The sequence below is a fragment of the Spiroplasma endosymbiont of Tricholauxania praeusta genome, from assembly GCF_964019535.1.
Classification (GTDB): Bacteria; Bacillota_I; Bacilli_A; order Mycoplasmatales; family VBWQ01; genus Spiroplasma_E; species Spiroplasma_E ixodetis_A.
Map to the genome: position 1 here is coordinate 665,805 of NZ_OZ026450.1, position 12,698 is coordinate 678,502.

At 25.2% G+C, this 12,698-nt stretch carries 9 protein-coding genes and 1 pseudogene; 5 read left to right on the forward strand and 5 right to left on the reverse strand.

The genetic code is table 4. The features are described from left to right. Nucleotides 1-66: 66 nt before the first annotated feature. The 3 genes and pseudogenes from glpK to glpO form a co-directional block, all read right to left on the reverse strand. A pseudogene (glpK, locus tag AACK96_RS08430) lies at nucleotides 67-1,634 on the reverse strand (glycerol kinase GlpK). 25 nt (nucleotides 1,635-1,659) lie between these two features. Further along, nucleotides 1,660-2,433, reverse strand: coding sequence for an MIP/aquaporin family protein (locus tag AACK96_RS03655; RefSeq protein ID WP_338975066.1), 774 nt, complete (start codon nucleotides 2,431-2,433; stop codon nucleotides 1,660-1,662). Between the two features lie 18 nt (nucleotides 2,434-2,451). After that, nucleotides 2,452-3,564 carry a type 2 glycerol-3-phosphate oxidase gene (gene glpO / locus AACK96_RS03660; protein ID WP_338975067.1) on the reverse strand — a complete coding sequence of 371 codons (1,113 nt, stop codon included), beginning with the start codon at nucleotides 3,562-3,564 and terminating at the stop codon, nucleotides 2,452-2,454. 267 nt (nucleotides 3,565-3,831) lie between these two features. On the opposite strand from glpO, the gene AACK96_RS03665 reads away from it, so the two are divergent. Then, nucleotides 3,832-4,770, forward strand: a complete 939-nt coding sequence (locus AACK96_RS03665; RefSeq protein ID WP_338975068.1) for a hypothetical protein — start codon at nucleotides 3,832-3,834, stop codon at nucleotides 4,768-4,770. A gap of 498 nt (nucleotides 4,771-5,268) precedes the next feature. On the opposite strand, the gene AACK96_RS03670 is transcribed toward AACK96_RS03665, so the two are convergent. After that, the gene (locus AACK96_RS03670) at nucleotides 5,269-6,093 is read right to left on the reverse strand and encodes an HAD family hydrolase (RefSeq protein ID WP_338975069.1); all 825 of its coding nucleotides are present in this window, start codon (nucleotides 6,091-6,093) and stop codon (nucleotides 5,269-5,271) included. Between the two features lie 10 nt (nucleotides 6,094-6,103). After that, on the reverse strand, nucleotides 6,104-6,445 hold the full coding sequence (gene trxA / locus AACK96_RS03675; RefSeq protein WP_338975070.1) for a thioredoxin: 342 nt from the start codon (nucleotides 6,443-6,445) through the stop codon (nucleotides 6,104-6,106). 523 nt (nucleotides 6,446-6,968) lie between these two features. On the opposite strand from trxA, the gene AACK96_RS03680 reads away from it, so the two are divergent. The 4 genes from AACK96_RS03680 (at nucleotide 6,969) to ptsP (ending at nucleotide 12,693) form a co-directional block, all read left to right on the forward strand. Further along, nucleotides 6,969-8,351, forward strand: coding sequence for an MFS transporter (locus tag AACK96_RS03680; protein ID WP_338975071.1), 1,383 nt, complete (start codon nucleotides 6,969-6,971; stop codon nucleotides 8,349-8,351). 697 nt (nucleotides 8,352-9,048) lie between these two features. Then, a complete protein-coding gene (locus tag AACK96_RS03685) occupies nucleotides 9,049-10,008 on the forward strand; it encodes a hypothetical protein (RefSeq protein ID WP_338975072.1) in 960 nt (319 codons plus the stop codon). Between the two features lie 134 nt (nucleotides 10,009-10,142). Continuing rightward, nucleotides 10,143-10,766, forward strand: a complete 624-nt coding sequence (locus AACK96_RS03690; protein ID WP_338975073.1) for a hypothetical protein — start codon at nucleotides 10,143-10,145, stop codon at nucleotides 10,764-10,766. Between the two features lie 202 nt (nucleotides 10,767-10,968). Then, nucleotides 10,969-12,693 (forward strand): phosphoenolpyruvate--protein phosphotransferase, encoded by a 1,725-nt coding sequence (gene ptsP, locus AACK96_RS03695; protein ID WP_422397332.1) that lies wholly within the window; start codon nucleotides 10,969-10,971, stop codon nucleotides 12,691-12,693. Nucleotides 12,694-12,698 lie beyond the last annotated feature (5 nt).

Sequence of the window (12,698 nt, forward strand, 5' to 3'; positions counted from 1 at the left end):
AAAAAAACAAAATAAAATAATTAAGTAAATTTACTTAATTATTTTATACTGTCAATTCAGTTATTTTTATTTAATAGAAGTAGTTCAACCACGTGTTCTTTTAACTGCTTCTTGTCAACCCTTATAAAAAGTTTCTGCTTTTTTTTCTGTCATAATTGGTTTATATTCTTTTTCAATTTTTTTTATTTTTTTAATATCATTAATATTTCAAAATCCAATTGCAAGTCCTGCTAAGTAAGCAGTACCCATTGCTGTAGTCTCAGTATTTTTAGGTTTAATTAAATTAGTACGACTAATGTCACTTTGGAATTGCATAATATATGAATTATTACTTGCTCCACCATCAACTTTAATCTTAATTTTTAAATCTTTTAAATCTTTATTTAATTTAACATCTGCTTGCATTGCCAGAATAACATCTTGTGACTGATAAGCTAATGATTCAATGGTACCTTTAACAATATGTTCACGTTTCGTACCACGTTCTAAACCAAATATAGCACCACGTGCTGTTGAATCTCAATAAGGGGCACCCAAACCAACAAAAGCAGGTACTACATAAATACGTTGTTCTTCTTTAGGATCAACAATTTGTGAATATCATAGACTTTCATCGGAACGATATAACATTCGTAATTGATCACGTAAAAATTGAACAGCAGCTCCTGCAATAAAAACTGAACCTTCTAAAGCAAAAACTGGTTCTTCGCCTGATATTTGATAAGCAATAGTGGTTAGTAAACCTTGTTTTGAAAAAAGAGGAGTATTTCCAATGTTCATTAAAATAAAACAACCAGTACCATAAGTATTTTTGATTTCACCAGGTGTTAAACATAATTGACGAAATAATGCAGCTTGTTGATCACCAATTGCAGCAGTAATAGGAATTTCTTGCTCATCATTTTGGAATAACATTCCTTTATAAGTAGTTCCAATTTTACCTGAACTGGGAACTACTTCTGGTAGCATATTTTAGGAATATCAAATAATTCTAGTAATTCTTCATCTCATTTTTTAGTATTAATGTTGAATAACATTGTTCGTGAAGCATTTGTAATATCAATAACATGTTTAGTTTTTTCAACATTATTTTCAATACCATTTGTCATTTTATAAATTAATCAACTATCAATAGTACCAAAAGCTAGTTTTCCTTTTTTTGCTAATTCACGTGCATTTTTAACATTATCTAAAATTCATTTTATTTTAGTAGCAGAAAAATAAGAATCAATTAGTAAGCCGGTTTTTTTATGAATTTTTTCTTTTCATCCTTTTTTTGTTAACTCTTCACAGTAATCTGCTGTTCTGCGATCTTGTCAAACAATAGCGTTATAAATTGGTAAACCTGTATCACGATTTCATACTACTGTTGTTTCACGTTGATTAGTAATACCAATTGCTTCAATTTGATTAGATTTAATATTACTTTTATTTAAAGCTTGTTGCATTGTTGTTAATTGATTATTTCAAATTCCAAGTGCATCATGTTCAACTCAACCTGATTGAGGGGGGTAGTGTTGAGGTATATCAATTTGATGGATACCAGTAATTTTTCCTTCTTTATCAATAATTAAAGTACGACAACTAGATGTACCTTCATCTAATGCCATAATATATTTTTTTTCTTCTGACATATTATTTATCCTTTCTGTACTTTTATTAAAGTATTTCAATTACTTGAATTAAACCACCAGCAATAATTGCTCCTAAAATTGGTCCAATAACAGGCACTGGAGCATATTTTCAATCAGAACTTCCTTTATTTGCTATTGGTAAAATAGCATGAATAATTCTTGGTCCTAAATCTCGAGCTGGATTAATAGCAAAACCTGTTGGTCCACCAATAGCAAGTCCAATAACCATAACACCAATACCAACAGTCGCAGGTCCAGTAATAAACGCAGAACCACTATTAAATATTTTATAGTTAATAACTAAATTTTTAATACCAATAGTAGCACAAACAATCATAACTAGCATAAATGTTCCAATAATTTCTGTTATAGTATTTCAAATATAACTACGTTCGGCTGGGGCTGTTGCAAAAGTTGCTAAAATTTTATTATTATCTTCAGTAATGTTATATTGTTTAAAATATGCTAAGTAAACAACTAATTGTCCTAACATTGCACCTAAAAATTGAAATAAAATATAAAATGGAATATAAAGGAAGTTTTCCCCAATAAAAGCTGTTTTTTTATTAGCAACTCATAATCCAATAGTAACAGCTGGATTTAAATGTGCTCCTGAAATTCCACTTAACATTGCAGCAATAGCAACAGCAAATCCTCATCCAGTACAAATAACAAGCCAACCACTATTTTCTCCCTTTGTTTTTTTTAATAAAACGTTGGCAACAACACAATTTCCTAGTAAAATTAGGATAAATGTGCCAAATAGTTCACCAATAATTACTTGTGAGACTTCTGGCATAATATTTTCCTCCTTAAATTAAATATTTTTTATCATATTTGCTACTAGTAAAGCAATTGCTGGTGCTGAACTTAGACCTGGTGATTTAATACCAGCAACATTAATAAAGTTAGGATTATTACTAGCAAATTTTATGAAAAAATCATCAGTTTCAACACAAATTGCTCGTGAACCACTAATTACTTTACAAGTTTTATTAATATTTAAAGTTGGAATAATTTTTAGACCAATTTTATTAATAAGTTCAATATCTTCAATTGTAATTAATCTAGTATCACTTTTCGGTACATTTTCATGAGAAGTAGGACCCACCAAGATATGACCATCAAGCATTGGGGCAACTATTACTCCTTTACCATGAATAGTAGGTATCATAAATAGAATGTGATTATTTATAATATGATTTTCGGTTTTTTCAAGAATACAATACTGTCCTCTTCTAGTTTTTAAAGTGAAATCTTGACAATTTATTAACTTTGCAATATCATCAGCATAATGACCAGCAGCATTAATAATATATTTTGAAGTAAAAGTTACTTTTTTTTGATTATTTAAACAAGTAACTCGAAAACCTGAATTTAATGTTTCAATATTAATTACTTGATGATCAACTTTTAGTTGTCCTTTATTTTTAATCATGCGATTAATTAAAGATTGTGTTAATAATACTGGATCAACAGCATATGAAGCAGAACAAAGTAGTGCACTAGTAACTTTTGGATTAACATTAGGTTCTAATGAAATTACTTCTTCTCTTGTTAATATTGATAATTCTTTTTTAGCAAGACCATTAGTAATACCGCGTGCATATAATTTTTGTATTTCTGAGTTTTCTTCTTTGCTAAAAGCAAGTATTAAAGAATCAATTTTTTTTCATGGAAAATCTAAATTTTTAAATCAATCATTTTCATATAATTTTCTGCCCTCTAGATTTAATTTAGCATTTAGTTTTCCTGGTGTTGGATCAAATCCACCATGAATGACTCCAGAATTTCCTTCTGATGTTTCTTGGGCAATTCTTAAATTTTTTTCTAAAATAACTACTTTTAAGTTTCTTTTTGATAATTCATCACTAATAGCAGCACCAATAACACCAGCACCAATAGTAATAACATCAAAATCAAATTCCATTACTTTCACCTCTCTCTAAACATCATTAAGAACAAAAGTTCTATCTGTGTATAGTTTAATTATAATATATTTTTTATTATTAACTTAATTCCAAATATTAGGTTAATTTTTAAACATTTTTAAATGAGATTTTTTTAAAAAAATAAGAAAAATTTGTGTTATATTATAAATAACGATATAAGTTCAATATCGTTATAATTTTAATGAGTATATATAAAAAAGATATCTAATTATTAAAATTGTATTATTTAAAAGGTAGGTATATGAATGAAACAATTACTAATGACATTAAGTACATTAACAACATTAACTTTAACAAGTAATACTATTATTAATAGTATTAATGATAATATTGTTAATAACAGTAGCTTAACAAATAAATCATCAATAAAGAATTCTACAAATTCATTATTTAATAATCAATGAAATGTTTTAGATACTAGTGATTGAATTACTAACCAATCAATAACTGATTATAAGTTTTACAGTTATGATACTTCAGCATTAAAAAATTATACTTTTGCCAATGCTCAAAATACTTTTTTGGTAGATACAACAGGTAATCTAGTTTATAATACCAAAGTCATTGTTCCTGATAAAGATAAATCAGATATTGAAAATACTAAACAAGAAATGAATAATACTAAAAAAGTAACTACTATTAAAGATACATATAATCCATATAGTAAAAGTAAATATAGTACTTCTTATTTTAGTGGTGATAATCAAGATTGAAAGTTAATTCAGCAAGGTGGAATTGAAAAACACATTGATATTTCACAACAAGCAGGTGCTGATAAAGTTGAACATAGTGATAATTTAAGTGAAACATTGGGTCTATATTATATTGCTAAAGCAACATTATCTAATAAAATTGATAGAACGATTGCTCAACAATTAGCTAATTATTTTATTAGTCAAAGTAGTTTAAAAGAACAAATTAATAATGAATTAGTTACTAAAATTATTGATTTAATTATTGATAATAAAGATATTTATAATTTTATTTATAATCTACCATTTAATATTAGCGACAAAAACTATTCATTAAACTATATTTTTGATAAAGATAATAATTTAATTGAAATTTATTATAATAAATTTAAAAATGATAATATTACACAAAATGTAAATTTTAATTATACTACTAATTATAATGGAACAGATTCTACAAATGTTTGTATATGAGCAAATTTGGTGCTTTAAAATTGAACTAACTATGCTAAATCTTGGGATGACTTTACTACTTTATTTCCTAGTATAAGCTTTGATAATAATTCTTTTATTTCTGCTGGTGATTCAAGTCAAAGTACTCAAAAACATAATATTAAAATTAGCACAAAAGATATAACAGAAGCGATTGATAATTCTGCTAAAATTCAAAATAATTTTTCTGTAAGTGGTTTTATGTGACATGCATATATTAATTCATCTGTTTTTATTTAACATGATTTTTCTGGTATTTATATTAAATTTTGAATTGGTGAAGATTCATTTTTTTATAATGATAGTCTTACTTTTTCTATAGTATTAGATAAAACTACTTTTAATAATTCAATGAATAGTTAGTTTATATTAAAAGAATGTAAATTTGAAAAATATTTATTTAAGTATAAAGGATATTGAATTAAAAATGCTGGAAAATTACCAGCATTTTTAAAGTTTTATTTAATAATAAATTATATTAGAAAATTAAACTATTATTTATTCAAACTCTGATTTAGGAAATACATATTTATCGATAGCTTTTGCAACACCACCACAAGTATTTTTACTAGTAACATCATATGCTATTTCTTTTAAATTAGGATGAGCATTTTGCATTGCAATACCATATTTAGCCCACTTTATTAATTTATAATCATTCATACCATCACCACAAGCTAGTACTTGGTCAGGAGTAATATTTCATTTTTTGCATAAAAATTGTACAGCAGCAGCTTTATTAACACCAATTGGATTAATTTCGATAACACTATGAGAAGAAGTAGCAAGTTCTAAATCTTTTATAGTATTTAATTGTTCTAAAATTGGATTAATTTGTTTTTTCTTTTTACAAAATAATAAAATTTTATACATACCCTCATCGGTATTCTCATCAATTTGTTTAGTTGGTAGGTTATTAAAATTTTCCATAATTTTAACTTTTAGTGATCTGCGATTAATTAAGCCTGTTTTATTATCGGTACTATATCCTCACATTGCTAAATTATTTTTATTAGCAAATTTAACTATTGTTTGTATTTGCTCTTTTGTTAATGATTTTTCATACAATATATCTAATCTATTATCATTAGTAATATCAAGGATGTTACCACCATTATAACAAATAATATGACCGGTTTTTTCGTGCATTAAACATGCTTTTGCAATATCAATGGTTGAACTTGGTGCTCTTCCTGTTGCAATAATAACTTTAATATTTTTTTGATATGCTTTTTGAATTGCAATTAGATTTTTAGGATGAATTTTTCATCTACTTTTTAGTAAAGTTCCATCTAGATCAAGAACAATTAATTTAATAGCCATTATAAATACCTTATTTTACCATTTCTTCGATAATATTAGTCATATCTTTTTCAGAAACTAAACCAAAAGTTTTTTTAACTTCTTTTCCTTCTTTATTAAAATAAATTAATGTTGGAATTGATTGAATTTCATACTCTTTTGCTAGTTCTTTAGCTTTGTCAACATCAACTTTAATAAAATTAATATTTTTGTGTTTTTCGTCATTAGCAACATTTTCAAATCTCGGCCCTAACATTTTACAAGGACCACATCATTCTGCTGAAAAATCAATTACTGTTATTTTTTTTGATTGTAAAAGTTGCTCAACTTCTTTTATAGAATTAATATGTTGTATTTTGCTTTCATTATGCATGTGTTCACTACCTTTTCTTTTAATTTATTTTATGGTTTAATTCTATCATTAGTTTTAATTTTTAAAACATTAAACGATAAAATAATTTTTTTAATTTTAGTTATTACTATATAAATATTTATAATTTTTTTAGAATAAATTCATAAGAAAATTGTAAATTATTTTGTTTAAAATTAAAGAAATATCTTTTCAATTTTAGAATATATCTGTTATAATCTGAAATATATAGGTTAGGACTAAACAATTTGAGAAGGGGATAAATAAATTATTAGTATATTTTATAAAACTGTTTAATAAATAAATGTAAATGAATTTTAAAAGGTGTAGAGTTAATATTTATTTATGGTATTTCAAAAAAATAGTTTGGTAGAGAGTTATTTTTTAATTTTTAATATTATTTATTTTTCCACAAAAACAAAAATTGTAAAAACCTATGTGTTAAAGTATGTTTATATTAAGTTTTTAAGAGCAGGTTATTTGGGTTACTATAATTTATGCATCCTTTTAGAAGGAGAGTAAAAAAATGTCTGTTTTTAATAGACTTGCATGTGTTTTTAAGCCACCTGCAAAAAAAGAAATTTTTAGTGAAGACTTAAAGCAAGTTAATAAAAAATTTATTATTTTACGTAATCAAGTTTTTGGTTTTAGCATTTTATCATATATTCTTTACTACTTTACTCGTCAAGCGTATACAGTAGCGGGTTCTGCTTTAGAAAGCAATGGTAGCATAACTAAAATGGAGTATGCTTTAATGGGAACAATTTTTGCCGTTGTTTATGGTGGTGCTAAATTTATTGTTGGAAATGTCGCTGACCGTAGTTCAGGAAGAGTAATCATGATTGTTGGATTATTTGTTTCTTCTATTTTAAATATTATTATGGGTGGTGTAGTTGCTTTTGCTGGAACTAAAATTAGTGTTGGCCCATTTGTAATGATGTTGAGTTTGATTGCGATGTTGGCTGTTTTCCAAGGTATGGGTTGACCAGCTACAGCTAGACTATTTTCTCATTGATTTACTGATAAAGAACGTTCAGGACGTATTGGAATTTGAAACTCAGGACAAAATATTGGTGCTGCTTTATTACCAGTTGTTGTTATTTCTTTAGTAACAGTACTTGATCCGGGTGGAACAATTTATGGTTTATATTTTTGAATTCCTAGTATTTTTGCTTTAGCTATGATTCCATTATGTTTATGAGGATTACGTGATCGCCCCGAAGCAGAAGGGTTACCTACTGTTGAAAAATGAAAAGGTGTTCTAGAACATAAAGAAGAAAAAGCAGAACTTAATTGAAAAGAAATTTTTGTAAAGTATATTTTAAAAAATAAATTTTTATGAATATTAGCATTTGCTAATATTTGAGTATATGTTGTACGACAAGGACTGGCAGGATGAACATTAATTTTAATGAAAGATGTTCATGGTTTAGATTTAAAACATAGTAAATGATTTGCTGCCTGTTTTGAATTATCTGGTTTATTTGGTGGTATTTCTGCAGCATATTTTGCTAAGTGATTTTTTAATAATCGTAAAGCACCATTAATGATATTTGGATTATTAATTGCACTTTGTGGACTGGTTTTATTGCAAGTTGCTCCTCGTGGTAATATGCCTATGCTTATTACTGCTTTAATGATTGCTGGTTTTGGTGTTTATATGCCACAAGCAATGATTGGTGCTACTGCTATTGAACTAACAAATAAGAAAGCAGCTGCTACTGCTTCAGGATTTACAGGATTATCTGGTTATTTTCTTGGTGATGCTCTTTTTTCAAAAGTAGTAATTGCTGGTATTGGTAATGAAAACTGAGATTATGTATTTTATTACTTTTATGGTTGTATTGCTGCTGCTATTATTTCATTAGCTTTACTATGAACAAAAAATCAAGATAATAAAATATTATAAAAATATTATTAAATTAGCACCATAATAAGGGTGCTAATTTTTTTATTTAAAATGATATTTTAATAATAAAATTAATAAAATTTTATTGATTTTCAAAGTTTCGGTGTTATAATAAATTTAAGACACACAAAATTATTGGTTATTAGCCTACTAGTATTATTTTTTATTTTTACTAAGTAGTTTTTTTATGTTTTTTTGTAATGTCTTAAAGGAAAAATATATTGTTATTTTAAAATAAATCTAGTTATATATTCTTATTTTTTATTTAATGAAATTACAATATATTATTTATGGGGTTTTTCTTTTACATATTGATAGAAAAAATGAAATTTAGTTGATTCAATTATTCTTTGTAAGTAAAAGAATAATTTCTTATATATAAAAAATATATATTATGAACTTTTAGTTTTAATTTAAATAGTTCTCTTAAAAAGAGATATTGGAATAAAATCAAGAAATATAAGCAAATTGAATTAATATAGAAACATATAAATAGAACATTTAACATAAATATTAAAATTTCAAAATAAAACCTATATTTCTTTAAAAAGAAAAAGAAAATATTATGTTAATTTTAAAATATGTTTAAAAAATCTTTGGAAACTTTTCTCAATCTTTATGCAATAAAATTTTAATTATACATAATAGAGAAAACGTGTTATTAATATAAGTTTAAAAAGGAAAGAAGCAAAGACAAATGTGTCCAATAAATGGTAATAGTGCCAGTATAAGAAATCAAAATATGGAATCTTTAGTGGTGGGAGTAGAAAATAATAATGAAATAGTTATTACTAAAACTAAAAAAATTATTGCAGAACTTGCAAATATTAATTTAAGAATTCATTATTATACCAATTACATTAATCAATATTGAAATAGTGATGAACAAAAATATAAAAATAAAGCAAGAATATATTTTGATGATTTAGGAGAAATTTATGAAAATTTACCAAAATTTATTAAAAAAGAAAGTGAAATAAGTTCAAATAATTGTTGTTGAAAAACTATTGAATATTTATCTTCTCCAATTATATTATTAACAGGTATTTCAATTAGAGTAGCACAAAGATATTTTTCAATAGCTGTAGTATCAGAAAAGTCTATAATAGGTAAAACTTTTATAGAACAATTAGAAATATTAGGCAAAGGAATGTGAGAATCATTAAAAATTCCTGAAAATTATGCTATGGCTGGTGTTGATACACTTACATCTTATTTTTTATCTTACTATCCATTTGGATTAAAAAGTATTATTGATTTATTACCTTCAAATCAATTAACACAAAAAAAAGAATTAGATGAATATTTACCACTCGAAATTATTATTAATAAATTAGAAAAACATTTAGAATTTAAAGAATATGAAAAATTAAATAAAATTAATTCGAACTTAGATAATTTGTGTACTAATTTGTTAACAATTATCAAAAAACATGATGTAATAAATCATATTAAAGATGAATTAAAAAATATTGATTTTAATGATGAATTTACTTTTGAAAAATTTAATTCTTTAATTAGTGCAGAAATCAGTAATGATTTTTTAAAAGAACTTTTAAATGAATTAAGTGAATTATCAAAAACTGATTTAAAAAATGAAGACTATTCTATTAAAGAAATTATAAAAAATAGTTTATCCAATACTAACTTTTTTTAACAACATTATTAATAAATCATTTAGTTATTACTGCTTCTTCTGCTTATACTGCTGAAACATTAACATGAGAATCTTATACAGAAGATATAGTATCAATTAATAATATTATTTCAACTATTGTTCGTGCTACAGTAATGAGATTTGTTAATGAATATTTTATTAAAAATGCATTAAATACAATTTTTGAACCAGTAAAAAATTATTTTTGCCCTCAAAATAATGATCATACATTGCTACAATCATTTAAAAATTGAGTTAAAAATCAAAATAAATTAAGTCAATTAGGAGTCTTTATCTTTAGTTTTCTTTTTATTAGCGCCATTACTAATGCTATTAAAACTTATGCAGCAGATGTTACACAAAATAAAGGAGATTGAAAAAAAGCTTGAATTCAATTTAAAGAAACATTTCCAAAATTAGGAATGGTATTATCAGCACTTGGTGTAACTAGTTCTGATTTATATAATTTAACAAATAAAATGAAACCAGCTTTTAAATTAAAATATAAACAAAAAGAACAACAAAAGATTATTGATGAAGTATTATCTGAATTACCAAATATAATAAATCAAGCAAATGGAAATACTGCTAGTGATGGAAGAAGTTTTATTACTAGAAGAATAAATGGTCATATTAATAATATTAATGAATGAGATGAAAATGATGTGCAAGATATAAATAACTCAGATAGAGAATCTCTTATTCCTAATAATAATCATAATCATGATCGTTCTCTTATCCAATGCGTAACTATCTAATTATATTAATATAGTGAAAAGATTCCTACTTTTAATGAAATTAAAAGTAGGAATTAATATATGAAAAATATTTAAAAATATTAAAATCATTTTTATTTATAAAAAGTTTAAATTATAATAAATATTTTATACAATATTTCATTTTTTTTATTATAATTTAGTAGACTATTAATAAACATATTTTATAAGGAGTGAAATATATATAATGTTAAAAATGAAAGGTATTGGTGCTAGTAATGGCATTGCTCTAGCCAAAGCATTAATCTTAAAACATGAAACTATCAAAACTAATCCTAAAAAAATTAATGAAAAAGAAATAGAAGGAGAAGTTAAAAAGTTACATGATGCCTTAAAAATAGCAGGTGATGAAATTAAACAACTCATCCAAAATACAACAAAAACTTTGGGTGAAGAAAAAGCCGCTGTTTTTGAAGCTCATTTTTTAGTAACAACTGATCCAGTATTAATTGAAGATACTGAAAAGTTAATTAAAGAAGAAAAATATAATGCTGCTAATGCTTTAGAAAGTACTGCTAATAAAGCAATTGCAACATTGCAAGCAATGGATGATGATTATTTTCGTGAACGTGCTGCTGATGTTATTGATGTTCGTGATCGAATTTTACGTAAAATTTTAAATATTAAAACTATTGATTTAAGTGCAATTAAAGAAGAAACAATTATTGTTAGTCATGATTTAACACCTTCAGAAACAAGTCAATTGAATCCTAAGTTTGTTAAAGGATTTTTATGTGATATTGGTGGTAGAACTTCTCATGCAGCAATTATGGCTCGTAGTCTTGGTATTCCAGCAGTTCTTGGGTTAAAAAATGTTACTACAAAAGTAAAAAATAATCAATTTTGTGTATTAGATGGTAATACTGGTGAAATTGAAATTGATTTAAATAGTAGTGAAAAAAATAAATGAGTTGCTAAACAAAACGCATGAATTGAAGAACAAAAAGAATTATTAGTATTTAAAGGTAAATTAACTAAAACCAGTGATAATCATGAAGTAAAGTTAGAAGCAAATATTGGTTCACCTAAAGATATGATTAAAGCAATTGAATATGATGCACAAGGAGTAGGACTTTTTAGAAGTGAATTTCTTTATATGGAAAGTAGTGATTTTCCAAGTGAAGATATTCAATTTGAAGAATATAAAAAAGTATTGTCTGCTACTAAACATAAAGTTGTTATTAGAACTTTAGATATTGGTGGTGATAAAGAATTATCATATTTAGATTTACCAAAAGAAATGAATCCTTTCCTTGGTTATCGTGCCATTCGTTTGTGTTTAGATCGTAAAGATATTTTTAAAACTCAGTTACGTGCTTTAATTCGTGCTTCAGCTTTTGGTAAATTAGCTATTATGTTTCCAATGATTGCTACTGTTGAAGAATTTAAAGCAGCTAAATCATTATATGAAACTTGCAAAAAAGAATTAATTAAAGAAAAAGTTAAAGTTAGTGATGATATTCAAGTTGGAATGATGATTGAAATTCCAGCAGCAGCAGTTAATGCAGAAATATTTGCTAAATATGCGGATTTCTTTTCAATTGGAACTAATGATTTAATTCAATATAGTTTAGCCGCTGATCGTATGTCAGAAAAAGTGTCTTATTTATATCAACCATATCATCCATCAATTTTACGTTTGATTAAGATGACAATTGATGGTGGACATAAATATAATCGTCCTGTTGCCATGTGTGGTGAAATGGCTGGTGATAAAATTGCTGTTCCACTACTAGTTGGTCTAGGGCTAGATGAATTTTCAATGTCTGCATTTAGTGTTTTAGAAACTAGAAAAATTATTAGTACTTTAAATAAAAAGGATACAGAAATATTAGCATCAAAAGCATTACAATGTGAAACCAATGAAGAAGTTAAATCATTAGTAGAAAAATTTTTATGAAAAAAATAAAAATA